Raw genomic sequence first — 19,284 nt, 5'->3', positions numbered from 1 at the left:
CTCTCCCGCAAGCGGGTGGGAACGCGCTGGGGGCGCTGGGGATGAGCGACCCCGTCGTCCCTGGTTACCCAAACAACTCCTCCGCCACCGTAGGATGCACCTGCACCGTAGTCTGCAAATGCGCTTCCCTTACGCCCAGCCTTAACGCCACCGCCAGCGCCTGCACGATCTCCGGCGCCGCGTTATCCATCAGGTGCACCCCCAGCACGCGCCCGCTGCGCGCATTGAGCACCAGCTTGAACAGCGACTGGTGCGGCGTGCCGGCGAAGCGATGCTCCAGCGAGACAAAGCGCTTGACCACGGTACGGATGCGCTCGGGCTTGCCGGCGGCCTCGATCGCCTGGGTTTCGGTCAATCCCACCGACCCGATCGCGGGCTCGCAGAACACCGCGGTGGGCACGAAGTCGAAATCTGCGCGGTCGCCGCGCCGCCCGAACAGGCGGTCGGCCAGCCAGCGCCCCTGGGCGGTGGCCACCGGCGTCAGGTGCAGGCCGTCGATGGCATCGCCCAGCGCATAGACGCTGCGCACGCTGCTGCGGAACTGGCGGTCGACGCGGATGCCGCCGCGCTCGCCCAAGGCCACGCCCAGCGCTTCCAGCCCCAGGTCCTGCACGTTGGAAACGCGTCCGATCGCCGCCAGCGCGGCCTGCGCGCGCACGGCTTCGGTCTGGCCGGCACGGCTGGGGTCGTTGGTCGGCTGGTAGCAGACTTCGACGGCGCCATTGGCCTGGCTCAGCAGGTGCACGCGCGCATTCAGGTGCAGGCGCACGCCGCGCGCGGTGAGCGCGTCGGCCAGCGCGGTGCCGATGTCGTGGTCGAAATGCGGCAGCAGCCGATCGCCGGCAACGATCAGGTCGACCTTGACGCCGTAGCGCGACAGGATCGAGGCCTGCTCCACGCCGATATAGCCGCCGCCGATGACGGCGACGGAGGCGGGCAGGCTCTGCCAGGTGAAGACATCGTCCGAGCTTGCCGCCAGGTCGCCGCCGGGCACGTCGAGCGTGCGCGGGCGCGCGCCGGTAGCGATCAGGATGCGGCGCGCATGGATGGTCTCGTCGCCGACGCAGACTTCCTCCGGCCCGGTGACCCGTGCCTCGCCGTGCAGCACCTCCACGCCGGAATCGGTCAGGCGCTGGGTGTAGCCCACGTTCAGACGCGCGACCTCGGCGTTGACGCGCACGATGGCATCGCGCCAGTCCTCGTGCCCGCCGGTGTGCGACAGGCAGCCCGCCAGGATCGCCGACCACGACGCGCCATAGGACAGCATCTTCTTGGGCACGCAGCCGCGGTTGACACAGGTGCCGCCGATGGCGTCGCGCTCGACCAGGATCACGCGCGCGCCGTGCGCCGCCGCGCGCCGCGCGCAGGCCACGCCGGCGGAGCCGCCGCCGATCACCACCAGGTCGGCCGCGCGCGCCTTGTCGTTGCGCCTGCGGCCGCTGCGCGCGCGCGGCACCTGCTGCACCGGCGGCGCCGCGCTGACTTCGCGGGCGCGCCGCGGCGTGCCGGATCCCTGCACGATGGAAAGCGGTGTCTGGCGTTTGGTCATCCATGCCTCCTGTCGCGGCACGCGGGCCGCATCGACAATCATCAGGCCAGCGCCGGCAACACGAAAGCTAGGCAGCGGGCCGCAGTTCGGTATTCAGGATCGACGGCCACTCGCGCAGGAAAGTTTCCCCGTCGCGGCGGCCCAGTTCATAGGCGTGCGTCATGGCCTCGGGCCGGGTGTAGTCCCAGCTCGAGATCGGCACGCGTTGCGAAGGCTGCAGGTACAGGCGGCGCTGGCCGCCTTGCTCGATGACGAAACGGCGCGGGCGCGGGTACAGCCGCGTGACCAGCACCAGTACATTGCCCGGCGCGGGGTCGAGCGCATCGACCGGGACGTTATCCACCAGCCCGCCATCCAGCACCGGCCGGCCGTCGCGGCGCAGCACGGGGGTAAAGGGCGGCGTCGACGCGGACTGCAGCAGCAGGTCGGCCAGCTGCTCGGGCGAGGCGCAGTCCTGCGCGCGCACGAACTCGGGCCGGAAGCCCAGCTTGCGCCCCAGCCGCGGGTGCAGTGTCTTGAGCACGTGCTTGTCGATGTTGTACGCCAGCAGCCCGGCGGCCACCGCCAGGCGCGGGCCGCTCCAGCGCGGGATATGCGCCACGCCGACGCGGATCTCCGGCGCCTGCTGCAGCTGCGCGAGGCGCCCGTCGGCAAAGATCGACAGCAGCGCGGTGCGGTAGATGCCGTAGTGCGGGAACACGCGCTCGTTGCGCAGCAGGTTGCCCCAGTAGGCATTGCGGCGATTTTCGGCCAGCACCGCGCGGTAGTAGTCCATGGTCTGGTGCGAGTCGTGCGCATAGACCATGCAGGCGGTGGCCGCGCCGGCCGAGATCGCGGCGATCACGCGCGGGCGCAGCTGCAGTTCCGGCGCGACCGTGTCCCACCAGCCCGCCTGCCACCAGCAGCGGTTGCCGCCGCCGGCAAAGACAACCTGGTCGAAGGGATTGGCGTCGGCGGAAAGCATCGGGGCCCCGGAGCGCGTCAGAGCAGGGCGTAGGTGGTGGTGGCCTGCACCGCCAGCTTGCCGTCGGTGCCGGTCAGCTCGATCTCGCCGAACACCACGGTCTTGCCGAGGCGCAGCACGTTGGCGCGCACCAGCACGTCGCCGTCGATCACCGGGCGCATGAAGTTGGTGGTCAGCGACACCGTGGTCATCGGCCGGAACGCGCCCAGCGCACTGGCCACGGCGACGATCATGGCGGTATCCGCGGCGGACATCAGCACCTGGCCGCAGACCCGCCGCCCGCATGGCGGAACGATTCGCTGAACGGCAGGCGCAGCGTCACGCCGCGCTCATCGACCGCCTCGGCGCGCAGGCCGAGCTGGCGTACCCACGGCGCCAGCACGCGCTCGAGCGTGGCGTCGATGTCGGCAAGGGTCAGGGCTTCGGGCATGGTGCTCCTCGTTCTGTCCGGCCGCACCATGGCGGTCAATGGCGATCCTGTGGCGGACCGCTATTCCGTCTCCCCGGGCGCGACGCGATGTTTGAGGCAATGATACAGGGGCCCGGTGGCCAGCACCACGAACGCCATCCGGATCACGTGGAAGGCGGTCACCAGCGGCACCCCGATCTCCAGCACCTTGGCGGTGATGCACATCTCGGCGATGCCGCCCGGGGTGGTGCCCAGGATCACCGTGGCCGGGTGCGCGCCCGACAGCGCCGACAGCGCCCAGCCGAACAGCGCCGACACCATCAGCGCCAGCACGGTGTACAGCGCCACGCCCGACAGGAAGCGCGGCGCGGTATGCAGGAACTCGCGCGAGAAGCGCACCCCCAGCGACACCCCGATCAGCAGCTGGCCGGCCCGGCTCATCCAGGTGGGAATCGCCGACAGCTCGATGCCGCAGGCGGTCAGCACCGCCGCCGCCAGCAGCGTGCCGATCACGAACGGGTTGGGCATGTTCAGCCGCTTCACCAGCAGCGCCACGCCCAGCGTGATCGCCACCAGCGCCACCAGACCCGGCGCGCTGACCACGCGCGGCCCGGGGATATACGGGTCGAGCCCGTGGATGCCACCGTACTGGAAGATCGCCGGCACCATCACCACCACCATCAGCACCCGCAGCGAATGCGCGGCCGCGACCTGGTCGATGCGCGCGCCGTTGCGTTCGGCCAGGTTGGCCATCTCCGAGGCGCCGCCGATGGCGGTGGAGAAGAACGCGGTCTTGAAGGCGACGCCGGTGGCCCGCCGCAGCAGCAGCGCGCCGCCCGCGCCCAGCGCCAGCGCGAACAGCGAGCTGGCCACGATGTACGGCAGGTACTCCACCAGCCGCGCCACCACATCCGGGGTGAAATACAGCCCGAGCGAGGCGCCGATCACCCATTGGCCGGCATTGCGCGCCTGCGCCGGCGCGCGCAGGTCGGCGCCGGCCATGCGCGCGGCGGCCACCGCCAGCAGCGGCCCGATCATCCACGGCAGCGGCGTATGCAGGAAGGTACAGAGCAGGGCGGCGGCCAGCCCGAGCGCCAGCGTGGGCAGCGCGGACAGCCAGCGGTTGGCGGCAAGCGGCATCGGTCAGCGGCCTGGCGCGGGGCGCCGGCGCTTGTTGTTTTGCAATGTCTGGTCGGAGGAAAGCAAGAGGCCCGCACGCCATGGCGCCGGGCCCCCGCAGAGACTATCGCATGCTACCGCGTGTTATGCGGCATTGTCAGCCTGCGCATGCGCGCTGTTACGCCCGGCGTGCCAGCGCAGCAGGCGCGGGATCACCACCACCGCCACGGTCAGCGCCAGGATCGAGGCCGAGATCGGCTGGCGCAGGAACAGGCTCCAGTCGCCCTGGCCGATCGACAGCGCATTGCGCAGCTGCTTCTCCGCCATCGGCCCGAGGATCATGCCGACGATCACCGGCGCGGTGGGGAAGTCGAAGCGGCGCATCACCATGCCGAGCAGGCCGATTGCGAACAGCAGCAGCAGGTCGAACCACGACTGGCGGATGCCGTACGCGCCCAGCCCGGCGAAGATCAGGATGCCGCCGTACAGCAGCGGCGTTGGCACGCGCAGCATGCGCACCCACAGGCCGATCGCGGGCAGGTTCAGCACCAGCAGCATGACGTTGCCGATATACAGCGACGCCAGCAGGCCCCATACCAGGTCGCCCGAGGTCTGGAACAGCATCGGGCCCGGCTGCAGGTTGTAGTTCTGGAACGCGGCCAGCAGGATCGCGGTGGTGTTGGAGGTCGGGATGCCCAGCGTCAGCAGCGGCGCCAGCGTCGCGGTCACGGCCGAGTTGTTGGCGGCCTCGGGGCCGGCCACGCCTTCGATCGCGCCGACCTTGCCGAACTCTTCCTTGTGGTCCGACAGCTTCTTCTCGGTCGCGTACGACAGGAAGGTCGGGATCTCCGCGCCGCCCGCGGGGATCAGGCCGAACGGGAAGCCGATGAAGGTGCCGCGGATCCACGCCGGCAGCGAACGCTTCCAGTCCGACCGGTTCATGTGGGTCGAGCTGAGCTTGTTGTAGGTGCTGGGCGGCTGCGGGAAGAACGCGTTGAACAGCGCCTCGCCCACCGCGAACAGGCCCACGGCGACCACCACGATGTCGATGCCGTCGTACAGCTCCTGCACGTTCATCGAATAGCGGGTCTGTCCCGACAGCGAGTCCATGCCGATCAGGCCGATGCCCAGGCCCAGGAACAGCGCGGTCATGCCGCGCAGCAGCGACGAGCCCAGCACCGCCGAGACCGTGGTGAAGGCCAGCAGCATGATCATGAAGTACTCGCCGGGGCCGAACTGCAGCGCCACGTCGGCCGCCACCGGCGCGAACAGCGACAGCAGCACGGTGGCGATGGTGCCGGCCACGAACGAGCCGATCGCCGCGGTGGCCAGGGCCGGGCCGGCGCGGCCGTTCTTGGCCATCAGGTTGCCTTCCATGGCGGTGACCATGGTGGAGGACTCGCCCGGCGTGTTCATCAGGATCGAGGTGGTCGAGCCGCCGTACATCGCGCCGTAGTAGATGCCGGCGAACATGATCAGCGCCGCGGTGGGCTCGACCTTGGCGGTCAGCGGCAGCAGCATCGCCACCGTCAGCGCGGGGCCGATGCCGGGCAGCACGCCGATGGCGGTGCCGAGGAAGCAGCCCACCAGGGCCCACATCAGGTTGATCGGCGTGATCGCGACGGCAAAGCCGTGCATCAGCATGTTCAGGGTTTCCATTCGAAGACTCCTTGCTGGACGGGCGGGCTCAGAAGCCGGCGATGGGGAGCAGCGGCAGGTTGATGCCGAGCAGGAATTCAAACAGCGCCCACATCGGCACCGTGATGCACAGCCCGACGATGGCGTCGCGCACCAGGCGGCGGCTGCCGTAGCCGCGCGCGACGCAGACCATCAGCAGCGTCGACGACAGCACGAAGCCGAGCGTACCGATCAGCGCCATGTTCAGCACCAGGCCCGCGGCGACCCAGATGAAGCCGCCGAAGTTGTGCGGCGCGTTGGGCAGCTCCGCATCCTCTTCCGGCATGTTGCGGAAACCGCCGCGCACGCCCTGCCAGGTCAGCAGCGCGCCGCACACGGCCAGGCCGAGCGCGACCAGCGTGGGCACGAAGCGCGGCGACAGGCCGGCATAGCCCTCGTCGCCGGTAATGCCCGACAGCCCGAGGAAGAAGAACAGCGAGATTGCCAGCACGGCGATGCCGATGGCGAGGTGCGAGGGTTTCATGGAGACTCCTTGGCCAGGGTCGCCGGGCCGCAGGGGCTGGCGTGCGCGACGCTGGCGGATGCTGCCCGCGCGGCGGCGGGGCCCGGTGACATATGTTGTTGTCTTCGGTATCGCAGGTGGACACCGGGCCCCGCGCCGTGTTTCCGGCCGCCGGGATCACCGGCGGCGTCGGCAGGCACGACAGGTAAAGCGGGAGGAATGCGTTAAGGCGGTATGGCGGCGCGCTGAAGCCGGCGCCGGACGGTGTTACTTGGCCACACCCAGTTCACGCAGCGTGCCGCCCAGTCGGGTCGATTCGCTGTCGACGAACTTGCCGAACTCGTCACCCGTCAGCAGGAACGGGGTCCAGTCGTTCTTCTGCAGCGTGTCCTTCCAGGCCTTGCTCTCGGTGGCCTTGACCACCGCGTCGATCATGGCCTTGCGCTGCTCCGGCGTGGTGCCCGGCGCGCCGTACACACCGCGCCAGTTATAGATCTCGACGTTGACGCCTTGCTCCTTCAGCGTCGGGATGTCGGCAACGCGGTCCTTGGAGGTGACCGCCAGTGCGCGCATCTTGCCGCTCTTGATAAAGGGCAGGAATTCCGACACGCCGGCGATGCCCACCGTCACGTGCCCGCCCATGATCGAGGCCGAGGCTTCGCCGCCGCCCTGGAACGGCACGTAGTTGACCTTCTTCGGGTCGACGCCGGTCTCCTTGGCGATCAGGCCGGCCAGGATATGGTCGATCGAGCCCTTGGAGCCGCCGCCCCAGCTGACGCTGCCCGGATTGGCCTTGAGTTGCGTGGTCAGGTCCTTGACCGACTTGATCGGCGAGCTGGCCGGCACGGTGATGACCATGGTGTCGGCGAACAGGCGCGCGATCGGGGTCGCGTTCTTCAGCGTGACCGGCGGCTTGTTGGTCTCGATCGCGCCGACCATCACCGCGCCCACCACCATCAGCGCATTGGGGTTGCCCTTGTCGGTGTTGACGAACTGGGTCAGGGCGATGGTGCCGCCGGCGCCACCCTTGTTGTCGTACGAGGCGGCCTTGGCCTGGCCCGCGGCAATCATCGCCGCGCCCAGCGAGCGGCCGGTCTGGTCGAAACCGCCACCCGGGTTCGCGCCGATCATGACCTTGACGTTGTCGATGGCGAAGGCGGGCGCGGCCATGGCAGCGGCGGCAACGGTGGCGGATGCCATCACGGCATGGGCGAAGCGGAAATAGGTACGGCGCATGGCGGTCTCCTTGGTAATACCGGTGATCGCTTGCCAGCCGATGGCGGCCGCGATCCGACCCGGGGGTTCCGGCGGCCACGGCGTTGCGGGACGGGATGCGGGCCCCGGGGCGTGCGCGGCAGCGCGGCACCGGGCTGGTCTCCTGTCCGGCGCGGCAAGGGCTGGCCGGGACTGTTCTTGGATATTGGTGAACATCAGACCGGAACTGCTGGTCATGGGCCGGATTCTAGGCGGGGGAAACTGTCAAAAGGCTGTCAAATCGGGGGAGTTGGCGTTGGGGTTTACGTGGATGGTGGCGGAGTGGGCGTGTGGACCGGGGGAGTTCGTGGAGGCGCCGGCCCTCTCCCCCAACCCCTCTCCCGCAAGCGGGAGAGGGGAGCTAACCGGCGGTATGCGAAAGCATTCGGGCTTGCTGCATCCCTCCGCAAGCGTTCCTCTCTCCCGCGCGCGGGAGAGGGGTGGGGGAGAGGGCCGGCGTGTCCATGGCAGCCTTGCCCTGGAACACCCACCTCACCCCGCCGGCCTCGCCTGCAGGCACGGATCCTTGCGCTCGACCGCCGGCACCACCACCGCCATGTCGAACTCGCCATCGCTCGGCGCGCTTTCCACGTAGCCCACGCTGAGCACCTTGCCGGCCTCGTCCGCAAGCCAGCGCGGCACCCCCACATCGCGCCGCACATGCCCGTTCCCCGCGATCAGCACCACGCCGCGCCCGGCATAAGGCCGCAACGCCTGCGCCATCACCGCGTCGCGCGCGGCCTGTGCCGCCAGCATGCCGGGCAGCATCGCCTTGGGGAAATTGCCGCAGTGCCCGCGGTCGAGCACCGCGGTCTGCGCCGCCACCAGGTCCGGCGGCAACGCGCCGGTCAGGCCGAGTTGCTGCCGCTCGTCCGCGGTAAGCAGCGCATCGAGCCCGCCGCGCACGATCTTGCCCGCGTCGGCGCGCGACAGGTTGGCGGCAACCAGCGGCAGCTCATATTGCAGCGCCAGCGCCACCACCGGCCGGTACAGCGGCCACTGCCAGGCGCTGCCGCCCGCCTGCGCGATCAGGTGCTCGGCGTCGCGCGGGCGCTCGCGCCGGGCCCGGTCGATATCGGCCTGGCGCTCGCGGTCGAACTGCTCCATGGCGATGGCCGGGCGCCAGCCTTGCTCGACCGCGCGCGTCAGCGCGGCGAGCCGCTGCTGCTGTCCGGCGGCGTTGTCGTGGACCTCGCCCAGCAGCACGTAGGGCTTGCCGGCAAAGGCGGCGCCGACCGTGGACGGCGCCGGCCCCGGCGCGGCACAGCCGGCGCTCAACCCGGCAACAGCGGCCAGCATGGCGGCTGGGTACAAGCGGAATGCCATCACGCGGTTTCCTTTATCTCGGCGAGATGCGCTCGGGAACGGGCGCATAGCGGCGCTTCCGGCAATCGCCCTCAGTGCTGCCGCACCGTCTCCCCCGGCACCTTCTGCGGCAGCTCGTTGCCGTGCGCGTCGATCTGCAGCGGCCCGGTGCCCGAGAACCGGTCCAGCGCCAGATAGATCACCGGCGTGATGAACAGCGTGATCACCTGCGAGAACAGCAGGCCGCCGACCACCGCCAGGCCCAGCGGCTGGCGCAGCTCGGCGCCGGCGCCCAGGCCCAGCGCCAGCGGCAGCGCGCCCATCACCGCGGCGAAGGTGGTCATCATGATCGGCCGGAAGCGCAGCAGGCAGGCCTGCCGGATCGCGCGGGCCGGGGTCATGCCCTGCTCGCGCTGCGCCGCCAGCGCGAAGTCGATCATCATGATCGCGTTCTTCTTGACGATGCCGATCAGCATCAGCACGCCGATCACCGCGATCAGCGACAGCTCGACGTTGAAGATAAACAGCGTCAGCAACGCCCCCACCGCCGCCGACGGCAGGCCCGCCAGGATGGTGAGCGGGTGGATGTAGCTTTCGTACAGCACCCCCAGCAGGGTGTAGATCACCGCGATCGCCGCCACCAGCAGCACGATCTGGGTCGCCTGCGACGACTGGAACACCGCCGCGTCGCCACCCCAGCTGGTGAAAATCGAGGTCGGCATCGCGATCTCCTGCCGGTAGCGGTCGATGCGCGCCGAGGCGTCGCCCAGCGCCGCGCCCGGGGCCAGGTTGAACGACACCGTCACCGACGGCAGCTGCCCCTGGTGGTTGACCGCGATCGGCCCGACCCGGCGCTCGGTGGTGGCGAAGGCCGACACCGGCACCATCTGCCCGGTCTTGCTGCGCACATAGAGCTTGGAGAACGCGCTTTCGTCGGTGCGGTCGACATCGGCCGCCTGCAGGATCACGTAGTAGTTGTCGATCGGCGTGTAGATGGTCGACACCTGCCGCTCGCCGAAGGCCGAATAGAGCGCGGTGCGCACGTCCTGCATCTGCACGCCCAGCGCATTGGCCTTGTCGCGGTCGATGGTCAGGTGCGCCTCCAGCCCGGACTGCTGCGAGTCGCTGGTGACATCGCGGAACAGGGTGTCGGCGCGCATCTTCGCCATCAGCTGGTCGGAGTAGTCCTGCAACTGCCCCGCCTTCACGCTCTGCAGCGTGTACTGGTAGCGGCTCTTGCTCTGGCGCCCGCCCAGCTGCAGGTTCTGCACCGGCGCAAAATACACTGCCAGGCCCGGCACGCCGGACACATCGCGCCGCAATGACTCGATCACCTTGGGCATGGCGGCGCGCTCGCCGCGCGGCTTCAGTTCCACGAACATGCGGCCGGTATTGATGGCCGGCGACGGGCCGCCGCCGATGGCCACCACGATGCTCTTGACCGCCGGGTTGGCGCGCATGCGCTCGGCCGCGTCGCGCAGGCGTTCCGACATCGCGTCGAACGAAATATCCTGCGGTCCTTCGGCGTTGACGCGGATCTGGCCGATATCCTCTTCCGGGAAGAAGCCCTTGGGGATGGCCACGAACAGCACCGCGGTCAGCACGAAGGTCAGGCCGGCAGCCACCAGCACGGTGCGCCGGTGCGCCAGGCACCAGTCCAGCCCGCGCGCATAGCGGTGCAGCGTGTATTCGAACAGGTTCTCGAACCACTGCGTCGAGCGCATGCCCAGGGTCTGCTTCTGCGCCACGGCGGGCTGCGGCGGCTGTCCCGTCGGATGGTCGCCATAGGCGTGGTGCGACTCATCGACCGGCACGTTCTCGGCCGACAGGAAGCGCGCGCACAGCATCGGGATCAGCGTCAGCGACACCAGCGCCGACACCAGGATCGACAGCGATACCACCGCTGCGAATTCGTGGAACAGCAGCCCGATCACCCCCGGCATGAAGAAGATCGGGATGAACACCGCCACCAGAGAGATCGAGATCGACAGGATGGTGAAGCCCATCTCGCGCGATCCCACCAGCGCGGCCTTCAGCGGCGCCACGCCGTCCTCGATATGGCGCACGATGTTCTCGAGCATGACGATGGCATCGTCGACCACCAGCCCCACCGCCAGCGTGATCGCCAGCAGCGAGACATTGTCCAGGCTGTAGCCGAACGCCTTCATCAGCGCCACCGTGCCGATCAGCGAGATCGGCAGCGACACCGTCGGGATCAGCGTGGCCGCGGCGCGGCGCAGGAACAGGAAGATCACCATCACCACCAGCGCCACCGTCAGCGCCAGCGTGAACTGCACGTCGTGGATCGATTCGCGGATCGAGCGCGAGCGGTCGTTGACCACCGCCACGTTGATCGAGCCCGGCATCTGCTGGATCAGCCGGGGCAGGGCGGCGTGGATCGCGTCGACCACGGCGACAGTGTTGGCGTCCGGCTGGCGCAGCACCGCCAGCACGATCGAGCGCTCGTTGTTGAGCCAGCTGCCGGTCTTGATGGTCTCGACGCTGCCCTCGACCTCGGCCACGTCGGACAGCCGCACCAGCGCGCCGTTGGGCTGGCTGGCGACGATGATATTGCGGAAGGCGTCGGCACTGGCCAGCTGCCGGTTGGCCTGGATCGTCAGGGTCTGGCGCGCGCTGTCGAGCGTGCCCACCGGCGTGTTGGCGTTGGCCCGGTTCAGCGCGGTGGCGAGTTCATCGAGCGTGAGTCCGCGCGCGGCCAGTGCATCCGGGTGGGCGCGCACGCGCACCGCAAAGCGCTTCTGGCCGAAGATCTGCACCTGCGCCACGCCCGGCAGTGTCGCCAGCGTCGGCGAGATCAGGTTGTCGCCGAAGGCATTCAGGTCGGCCAGGCTCATCGCCGGCGAGTTGATCGCCAGCAGCAGCACCGGCGCGTCGGCCGGGTTGACCTTGCGGTACGACGGCGGCGTCGTCATCTCGATCGGCAGCGAGCGCTGCGCGCGGAACAGCGCCGCCTGCACGTCGACGGCCGCGTCGTCGATATCGCGGTCGCTGTTGAATTCGATGGTGATGCTGGAATTGCCGAGCGTGTTCGACGAGCTGATCACCGACACGCCCGGAATCGTCGCAAATTGCTTCTCGAGCTGGGTGGCCACCGACGCGGCCATGGTCTCGGGGCTGGCGCCGGGCAGGGTCGCGGTGACCTGGATCACCGGCGAGTTGAAGCTGGGCAGCGCCGCAATGGGAATGGTCGGATACAGCACGATGCCGGTGACCACCACCGCCAGGCACAGCAGTACCGTCATCACCGGACGGCGGATGCAGAGTTCCGAGAGCGTCATGGCTCAGTGCCCCGCGCTGGCAGGGCGGGTGGCGGCAGCGGCCGACGCGGGCGAGGCGCCGCGCGCCGCCTCGCGCACCAGTGCGCCGGGGCGCAGGTTCTGCGTGCCTTCCACCACCACGCGGGCGCCGGGCTGCACGCCCTCGACCACGGCCGCGGCGGCGGTGGTGGTCACCACCCGCACCGGCACGCGCGCCACCTTGCTGTCGGGCTGCACCACATAGACGAAACGGCCCTCGGGGCCGGTCACCACCGCCTGCGGCGGCACCGAGAGCGCGTCTTTCAGCGTCTGCACCACGGCGCTGACGGTGGCATAGGTGCCTGGCCACAGCCGCTGTTCTTCATTGTCGAACTGGGCCTTGACGCGGATGGTGCCGTACTGCGGGTCGACCGTGTTGTCGACGAAGCTGATGCGGCCGGTCACCGGCGCCTGGTTGCCGTCGTTGGGTTGCGCCGTGACCTCCACCGGGCCGGCGCGCAGCGCCTCGCGCAGTGCCGCCAGCTGGCGTTCGGGCAGGCTGAAGGTAACGGCGATCGGCTGCACCTGGGCAATCGTCACCATCGGCTGGGTGCTGTTGGGCAGCACCAGCGAGCCCGGGAAGGCGTTGATCACGCCGGTGCGGCCGCTGATGGTGGCGCGGATCGCGCCGTAGCTGACCGCGACGCGGCTGGCCTCGATCGCGGCCTGGTCGGCGCGCACGGTGGCGGCGAAACCATCCACCTTGGCCTGCGCGGTATCGACGGCGCTCTTCGAGATGAAATTGCGCTGCAGCAGCTCCTGGCTGCGCGCCAGCGTGCGGCGCGCATCGGCCAGGTCGGCCTGGTCGCGCAGCAACTGCGCCTGGGCCTTGGCCAGGTTGGCCTCGTCCATGCGGGTATCGAGCGAGAACAGCAGGTCGCCGGGCTTGACGGTCTGGCCTTCCTTGATATGGACGGTGCGCACGGTGCTGGACACCTGCGGCCGCACCTCCACCGTGGACAGCGCCGTGACATTGCCGTTGGCCGAGACCTGCAGCGGCACGTCGCCCTGCTGCACCGGCGCGGTCGACACCACCGCCGCCGCAGGCGGCTTGGGCGCCGGCTTTGGCGCCAGCCAGGTGCGCCACGCGAACCAGCCCAGGCCGGCGACCGCCAGCACGATCACCACCGCCAGCCACGGCGACACGCGGCCGCGACCGGTCCCGGCGGCCGCCCTCCAGTTGCTGTCGACAAAGCCCTTGGGCTGGTCGATCCTGTCAGATTTCATATTGTGTGGACCCTCTGCCCCGCGTCTTCAGCGCCACTCCCCGTGTACCGCCCGGCATGTCTTGTACAGATTGCTGCCGGTGCGTGTCGCGCAAAGACTCTACTAGTACCGCGCTTCGCCCGCCGGAGCCAGCGCCGCGTATTACAGTCCGTTACAGAGGTGCAAGGGTCTGGTAATGCCCGGCGCCGGCAAACGCCGCCCGGGCCACAGGGGAGGCCGGTGATGTGTGTAGCGGGGCGCTTGTATGGTTAGACAAACATTATCAGAAAAGCTGCCGCCGGCCATCGCGGCGCCACTGATTTACGCTGTCGACCGACAATTCCCGTGGTCCGGCCTGCACAACCACGGCATCGCCGGCGCGCACTTCGCCCTTCAGCACCACGCTGAGATAGACCCCGGAGTAGCCGCTCTGCACCATGTCGCGCACCGCATGGCGGTACCCCAGCGCGGCATTGAACTTGTAGCAGGGCTGGCGCGGGGCTTCCACCCGCAGCAGGGCGGTGCCCACCCGCACCAGGTCGCCGATCCATAGCGCGGACTCCAGCAAACCCTCCAGCGTCAGGTTTTCCCCCATCGCGCCGTAGGGCAGCGGCGGCCCGGAGTCAGGCTGGGCGCAGGCGCGGCGGCGGGCATTCCACCAGGCGTAGTGCTCCGACGGGTAAGCGTAGACCGCCTTGTCCAGGCCGCCGTGCACGGTCAGGTCGCCCTGCTCGTCGCCCGCCAGGCCCAGCTGCTGCACCTGGACCCGCAGCGGGTGCAGCAGCGTGCTGACCGGATGCTTGCGGATGCCCGACAGCACCACCGCCTCGGTGCCCGCGCCCGCCACCACCAGCGGGATGGCCTTGCCCAGGCTGACCGCCAGCACGCGCGCCAGGCCAGGCCGAGGTCTCGAATCGCTCACGTGCGCCCCCGCTTCGTGGTTGTGGAAAGGGATGTGGATAAGCTGCGGATATCCCTGAGGATAACGGGGCGGATAAGGCTGTGGATAAGTGCTTGGTGCGGTTCCTCACAAGGCGCCGGCCGGGGTCTCCGGCGCCCGTTTCAGAGCGGAATCAGAGCTGCCGGGCCGCTTGCGCAGGCTGCCAGCGGCAGCCCAGCAGGCGCGCCCGCTGCGACACCGCCAGCGCCGCCAGCATCAGCGCCGCCGCGCCCCAGTGCAGGGTATCGGGACCCGCCACGGTATAGATCGCCGCGCCGGCCATGGCGCCGGCGGCCTGGCCCAGGTAGATCGACGAGGAGTTCAGCGAGATCGACACCGAGGCCCGCTCCGGCGCCAGCAGCACCAGCCGCGCCTGCTGGGCGCTGTTGGTGGCAAAGCCGCCCACGCCCCACAGCATGAACAGCGCCACCAGCGCCACGCTGCCGAGCCCGGCCAGCGGCCACAGCACCATCGCCGTGATCGACGTCAGCAAGGTCACCTGCACGATCCGGCTGGGCGTGACCCGGTCCATCCGTGCAGCCGCCATGGCGTTGCCGAACACCCCGCAGGCACCGTAGGCCAGGAACATCAGGCTGAGCGCGCCGCCGCTGATGCCATAGACGTCGCGCATCAGCGGCGCGATATACGTAAACAGCGTAAACATGCCTGCCGACGAGATCATGGTGGTCAGCACCACCAGCATCACCGGCTTGTGGCGCAGCACCGCGCCCCAGGCCTCGCGCCCGGCCGGCGGCACCATCAGCCCGCGCGGCAGCGCGCGCCACACCCCCGCCGCCGCCAGCAGCGCCATCACCCCGACCAGCGCCATGCTGACGCGCCAGCCCAGCGTGCTGGCAATCCACGTCCCCAGCGGCACGCCCACCACGCTGGCAATGCTCCAGCCCAGGAACACGAAGCTGATGGCGCGCCCGCGGGTCTGCGCATTGACCAAGAGCGGCAGCGTGGCCGCGGTCTGCGGCGTATAGATGGCGGCCCCGATCGCGGTCACGAACCGGATCGCCATCAGCGCGGCAAAGCCCGGTGCCAGCGCCGCGGCCAGGTGCATCACTCCATAGACCAGCAGCGAACCCGCCAGCAGCAGGCGGCGGTCGATGCGCGAGCCCAGCGTGGCGAACAGCGGCGCGCCCACGCAGGTGGCCAGCGCGAACACCGCGATCAGCTGCCCGGCACTGGCAGCGCCCAGCCCGAAATCGCCGGCAATGTCGTTCAACATGCCGGTCACGATCATGGCACCGGTGCCGATGACGAAATTGCCGACGCAGAGCGTCACGAGCCTGGGGTCCATGCCGGCCTTGGGAATTTGAAGGGGGCGCAGCGCGCCTTGGGGTTGTCCGGGCTGCCGCGGGCCGTGGCGGGCCGGGCGGTAAGGGAAGTCCCGAGTGTAGCGGCTCCGGGAAATTCGCGTTCGCGGGGAGATGACGCCCGCCGCAGCCAACACCATGCGAACAGGGCCCCCTCTCCCGCGAAGTGGGAGAGGGGGGGTGAGGGCCGGAGCGTCAACGGAGTAACGCATGTCGGTATGCCAGCGCCTGCCCTCACCCCTGCCCCTCGCCCGCGCGCGGGAGAGGGGAGCAAACCGGCAGGGGACGAAAAGCCTCAGCGCGTCAGCACCGGCGCCAGCGCCTTCGGGTTGACGATGCAGTCATGCTTGCCGCCCAGCACGTCCAGGATGTTCTGGAAGGCGGTGCGGAAATACAGCTCGTAGCTGTCACGCTCGACGTAGCCCAGGTGCGGCGTGCAGATGCAGTTTTCCATGCGCAACAGCGCGTGGCCCTGCAGGATCGGCTCGGATTCAAAGACGTCGACCGCTGCCATGCCCGGGCGGCCGCGGTTCAGCGCGGTGACCAGGGCGTTCTCTTCGAGCAGTTCGGCGCGGCTGGTATTGACGAACAGGGCGGTCGGCTTCATCGCGGTCAGGTCGGCCTGCTTGACGATGCCGCGGGTGTCGTCGTTCAGGCGCAGGTGCAGCGACAGCACATCGCTGTCGGCGAACAATTGCTCCTTGGATGCCGCCACGTCCAGGCCGTCGGCGCGCGCGCCTTCCAGCGACGCCTCGCGGCCCCAGACCAGCACCTTCATGCCGAAGGCGCGGCCATAGCCGGCCAGCAGCCGGCCGATCTTGCCGTAGCCCCAGATCCCCAGGGTCTGGCCGCGCAGCATTTGGCCCAGGCCGAAATTGGGCGGCATGGTGGTCGATTTCAGGCCCGACTGCTGCCACGCCCCATGCTTCAGGCTGGCCACGTACTGCGGAATACGGCGCTGGGCGGCCATGATCAGCGCCCAGGTCAGCTCGGCCGGCGCCACCGGCGAGCCCACGCCCTCCAGCACTGCCACGCCGCGGTCGGTGGCGGCATCCAGGTCGATGTGGCTGCCGGGCCCCGCGCCGACCCTGCCGGTCTGGCTGATCAGCTTCAGTTTCGGCAGTTTTTCCAGCAATTGGCGCGTGATGCGGGTGCGTTCGCGGATCAGCACCACGGCTTCCACGTCCGACAGGCGCGCCGCCAGCTGGCCCACGCCCTTGACGGTGTTGTTGAACACCTTGACGTCATGCCCCTCGAGCAGGCTGAAGCAAGGCAGCTTGCGCACGGCATCCTGGTAATCGTCGAGTACGGCAATCTTCATCGGCAACCCTGGTTATCTTCGGGACGTTGTGCCAGTTGGTGCGCGCGCCCACTGAGGCGTGCGCCGGCCAACAGTATTGTTGTGAAACGTTTGCAAGGCCTGCACCGGCGTGCCACAGCCCTGCCGCCGCGCGGTGCAAATCCCGCGCCGGGCGCCGCCGGCAATTGTTGCGCAGCAAAAAACAGGGGGGTGCGCCAGTGGTATCCTTGCCTGCTCCGGTGCCGCCGCAGATCGTCGGTCGAGCGTTGCTCCCGTCACGCGGCTGCCTCCGGACAAAGCCCGGCCGGCATCTGCAGGCCACCCTGCGCGGGCGAAGCGCCACTGTAGCGCAGCCGTGGCGAACGCCGCGACCTTTTGCGCAAACCGGGCCGCCGCGGAGTTGTAACGGGATGTGACGCTCCCGATGCGGCGCCTGCGATGGCCAGCGGCAGTGGCGGCTACGGCGCCCGGCGCGCATCACGCCCCGCCGGCCAGGCTTGGTACGGATTCCTTCCCTTCCTTCCCTTTACAAACCTGGAGTTGCAGTATGAACCACCCCACGATGCAAGGTACGGCACCCGTCAATGCGCCGGCCTGGGTCAAGCACCCCAAGCTGATCGCCTGGGTCGCGGAAATCGCCGCGCTGACCAAGCCCGACAATATCTACTGGTGTGATGGCTCGCAGGAAGAATATGACCGCCTGTGCGAGCAGATGGTCGCCGCCGGCACCCTGAAGCGGCTGAACCCGGCCAAGCGCAAGAACTCCTTCCTGGCACTGTCGGACCCGTCGGACGTGGCCCGTGTCGAAGACCGTACCTTCATCTGCTCCGAGCAGCAGGAAGATGCCGGCCCGACCAACAACTGGACCCCGCCGGCCGAGATGCGCCAGACCCTGGCCGGCCTGTTCGACGGCTGCATGCGCGGCCGCACCCTGTACGTGGTGCCGTTCTCGATGGGGCCGCTGGGTTCGCCGATTGCCCATATCGGCGTGGAACTGTCGGATTCGCCGTACGTTGCGGTCAACATGCGCATCATGACCCGCATGGGCAAGGCCGTGTACGAGGTGCTGGGCAGCAACGGCGCCTTCGTGCCGTGCGTGCACACCGTGGGCAAGCCGCTGGCCGCCGGCGAGCAAGACGTGGCGTGGCCGTGCAATCCCACCAAGTACATCGTCCATTTCCCGGAAACGCGCGAGATCTGGTCGTTTGGCTCGGGCTATGGCGGCAATGCGCTGCTCGGCAAGAAGTGCTTCGCGCTGCGGATCGCCTCGACCATGGGCCGCGACGAAGGCTGGCTCGCCGAGCACATGCTGGTCCTCGGCGTGACCTCGCCCGAGGGCAGGAAATACCATGTCGCCGCCGCCTTCCCGTCGGCCTGCGGCAAGACCAACTTCGCCATGCTGATCCCGCCCAAGGGCTTCGAGGGCTGGAAGGTCACCACCATCGGCGACGACATCGCCTGGATCAAGCCGGGCAAGGACGGCCGCCTGTACGCGATCAACCCGGAAGCCGGCTACTTCGGCGTGGCGCCGGGCACCAGCGAGAAGACCAACTACAACGCGATGGCGACGCTCAAGGAAAACGTCATCTTCACCAACGTGGCGCTGACCGACGACGGCGACGTGTGGTGGGAAGGCATGACCAAGGAAGCGCCCGCGCACCTGATCGACTGGCAGGGCAAGGACTGGACCCCCGAGATTGCGAAGGCCACCGGAGCCAAGGCCGCGCACCCGAACGCGCGCTTCACCGCGCCCGCGTCGCAGTGCCCGTCGATCGACGACAACTGGGACAACCCGGCCGGCGTACCCATCGATGCGTTTATCTTCGGCGGCCGCCGCTCGACCACGGTGCCGCTGGTGACCGAGGCGCGCAACTGGACCGAGGGTGTCTACATGGCGGCCACCATGGGCTCGGAAACCACCGCCGCGGCCGCCGGCCAGCAAGGCGTGGTGCGCCGCGACCCGTTCGCGATGCTGCCGTTCTGCGGCTACAACATGAGCGACTATTTCGGCCACTGGCTCGAACTGGGCAAGACGCTCGAGGCCGCGGGCGCCAGGCTGCCGAAGATCTACTGCGTCAACTGGTTCCGCAAGGACGCCGACGGCAACTTCGTGTGGCCGGGCTTCGGCGAGAACATGCGCGTGCTGTCGTGGATGATCGACCGGGTGGAAGGCAAGGGGCAGGGCGCCGAGCACGTGTTCGGCACCTCGCCGCGTTACCAGGACCTGAACTGGAACGGCGTCGAGTTCTCGCCGGAGCAGTTCGAGCAGGTGACCTCGATCGAGCGCGACGCGTGGCAGCAGGAGTTGGCGCTGCATGACGAGCTGTTCAGCAAGCTGCGGCAGCACCTGCCGCAGGCGCTGGTGGAAACGCGCGCCGCGCTGGGCAAGCGGCTGGAGGGATGATCCTCGGGGTCTGCTACCAGAAGCAGCCTGGATCGCGCCGGTTTGCTCCCCTCTC

The 19,284-nt window shown here is 69.2% G+C and carries 13 protein-coding genes and 1 pseudogene; 1 reads left to right on the top strand and 13 read right to left on the bottom strand.

What is annotated here, in order from left to right; translation table 11 throughout:
• Positions 1-64 precede the first annotated feature (64 nt).
• The 13 genes and pseudogenes from CBM2586_RS16685 to CBM2586_RS16625 all read right to left on the bottom strand — a co-directional run bounded on the left by CBM2586_RS16685 (position 65) and on the right by CBM2586_RS16625 (position 16,846).
• Positions 65-1,549, bottom strand: a complete 1,485-nt coding sequence (locus CBM2586_RS16685; protein WP_115688791.1) for a dihydrolipoyl dehydrogenase family protein — start codon at positions 1,547-1,549, stop codon at positions 65-67.
• A 67-nt stretch (positions 1,550-1,616) separates the two neighbouring features.
• Positions 1,617-2,513, bottom strand: a complete 897-nt coding sequence (locus CBM2586_RS16680) for a patatin-like phospholipase family protein (RefSeq protein WP_115688548.1) — start codon at positions 2,511-2,513, stop codon at positions 1,617-1,619.
• 17 nt (positions 2,514-2,530) lie between these two features.
• Positions 2,531-2,943 (bottom strand): annotated as a pseudogene (locus CBM2586_RS16675) (PaaI family thioesterase).
• Between the two features lie 60 nt (positions 2,944-3,003).
• Positions 3,004-4,062, bottom strand: a complete 1,059-nt coding sequence (locus CBM2586_RS16670; RefSeq protein WP_115688546.1) for an AbrB family transcriptional regulator — start codon at positions 4,060-4,062, stop codon at positions 3,004-3,006.
• Positions 4,063-4,185: 123 nt separating this feature from the next.
• Positions 4,186-5,700: a tripartite tricarboxylate transporter permease gene (locus CBM2586_RS16665; RefSeq protein ID WP_115663491.1), complete on the bottom strand. Its 1,515-nt coding sequence runs from the start codon at positions 5,698-5,700 to the stop codon at positions 4,186-4,188.
• Positions 5,701-5,728: 28 nt separating this feature from the next.
• Positions 5,729-6,202: a tripartite tricarboxylate transporter TctB family protein gene (locus CBM2586_RS16660; protein ID WP_115663492.1), complete on the bottom strand. Its 474-nt coding sequence runs from the start codon at positions 6,200-6,202 to the stop codon at positions 5,729-5,731.
• A 246-nt stretch (positions 6,203-6,448) separates the two neighbouring features.
• Positions 6,449-7,417, bottom strand: coding sequence for a Bug family tripartite tricarboxylate transporter substrate binding protein (locus CBM2586_RS16655; RefSeq protein ID WP_115663493.1), 969 nt, complete (start codon positions 7,415-7,417; stop codon positions 6,449-6,451).
• 510 nt (positions 7,418-7,927) lie between these two features.
• Complete coding sequence (locus CBM2586_RS16650; protein WP_115688544.1) at positions 7,928-8,761, bottom strand: ChaN family lipoprotein; 834 nt, start codon at positions 8,759-8,761, stop codon at positions 7,928-7,930.
• Positions 8,762-8,832: 71 nt separating this feature from the next.
• Positions 8,833-12,039 (bottom strand): efflux RND transporter permease subunit, encoded by a 3,207-nt coding sequence (locus CBM2586_RS16645; RefSeq protein WP_115688542.1) that lies wholly within the window; start codon positions 12,037-12,039, stop codon positions 8,833-8,835.
• 3 nt (positions 12,040-12,042) lie between these two features.
• Positions 12,043-13,284 (bottom strand): efflux RND transporter periplasmic adaptor subunit, encoded by a 1,242-nt coding sequence (locus CBM2586_RS16640; RefSeq protein WP_115688540.1) that lies wholly within the window; start codon positions 13,282-13,284, stop codon positions 12,043-12,045.
• Positions 13,285-13,546: 262 nt separating this feature from the next.
• On the bottom strand, positions 13,547-14,185 hold the full coding sequence (locus CBM2586_RS16635) for an MOSC domain-containing protein (protein WP_115663496.1): 639 nt from the start codon (positions 14,183-14,185) through the stop codon (positions 13,547-13,549).
• A gap of 151 nt (positions 14,186-14,336) precedes the next feature.
• Positions 14,337-15,509, bottom strand: a complete 1,173-nt coding sequence (locus CBM2586_RS16630; RefSeq protein WP_115688538.1) for an MFS transporter — start codon at positions 15,507-15,509, stop codon at positions 14,337-14,339.
• Between the two features lie 311 nt (positions 15,510-15,820).
• On the bottom strand, positions 15,821-16,846 hold the full coding sequence (locus CBM2586_RS16625) for a D-2-hydroxyacid dehydrogenase family protein (protein WP_115663497.1): 1,026 nt from the start codon (positions 16,844-16,846) through the stop codon (positions 15,821-15,823).
• 526 nt (positions 16,847-17,372) lie between these two features.
• Here CBM2586_RS16625 and CBM2586_RS16620 point away from each other — a divergent pair.
• A complete protein-coding gene (locus tag CBM2586_RS16620) occupies positions 17,373-19,229 on the top strand; it encodes a phosphoenolpyruvate carboxykinase (GTP) (RefSeq protein ID WP_115688536.1) in 1,857 nt (618 codons plus the stop codon).
• The last annotated feature ends 55 nt before the right edge of the window (positions 19,230-19,284 follow it).

This window comes from Cupriavidus taiwanensis, from assembly GCF_900250115.1.
In the GTDB taxonomy this organism is placed as follows: Bacteria; Pseudomonadota; Gammaproteobacteria; order Burkholderiales; family Burkholderiaceae; genus Cupriavidus; species Cupriavidus taiwanensis_B.
This window is presented reverse-complemented; position numbering and strand designations above follow the sequence as displayed.

Excerpts from the sequence above, each read along its gene's own strand:
- CBM2586_RS16685 (WP_115688791.1), bottom strand. The coding sequence starts at position 1,549 with ATGACCAAACGCCAGACACCGCTTTCCATCGTGCAGGGATCCGGCACG.
- CBM2586_RS16680 (WP_115688548.1), bottom strand. The coding sequence starts at position 2,513 with ATGCTTTCCGCCGACGCCAATCCCTTCGACCAGGTTGTCTTTGCCGGC.
- CBM2586_RS16670 (WP_115688546.1), bottom strand. The coding sequence starts at position 4,062 with ATGCCGCTTGCCGCCAACCGCTGGCTGTCCGCGCTGCCCACGCTGGCG.
- CBM2586_RS16665 (WP_115663491.1), bottom strand. The coding sequence starts at position 5,700 with ATGGAAACCCTGAACATGCTGATGCACGGCTTTGCCGTCGCGATCACG.
- CBM2586_RS16660 (WP_115663492.1), bottom strand. The coding sequence starts at position 6,202 with ATGAAACCCTCGCACCTCGCCATCGGCATCGCCGTGCTGGCAATCTCG.
- CBM2586_RS16655 (WP_115663493.1), bottom strand. The coding sequence starts at position 7,417 with ATGCGCCGTACCTATTTCCGCTTCGCCCATGCCGTGATGGCATCCGCC.
- CBM2586_RS16650 (WP_115688544.1), bottom strand. The coding sequence starts at position 8,761 with ATGGCATTCCGCTTGTACCCAGCCGCCATGCTGGCCGCTGTTGCCGGG.
- CBM2586_RS16645 (WP_115688542.1), bottom strand. The coding sequence starts at position 12,039 with ATGACGCTCTCGGAACTCTGCATCCGCCGTCCGGTGATGACGGTACTG.
- CBM2586_RS16640 (WP_115688540.1), bottom strand. The coding sequence starts at position 13,284 with ATGAAATCTGACAGGATCGACCAGCCCAAGGGCTTTGTCGACAGCAAC.
- CBM2586_RS16630 (WP_115688538.1), bottom strand. The coding sequence starts at position 15,509 with ATGGACCCCAGGCTCGTGACGCTCTGCGTCGGCAATTTCGTCATCGGC.
- CBM2586_RS16625 (WP_115663497.1), bottom strand. The coding sequence starts at position 16,846 with ATGAAGATTGCCGTACTCGACGATTACCAGGATGCCGTGCGCAAGCTG.
- CBM2586_RS16620 (WP_115688536.1), top strand. The coding sequence starts at position 17,373 with ATGAACCACCCCACGATGCAAGGTACGGCACCCGTCAATGCGCCGGCC.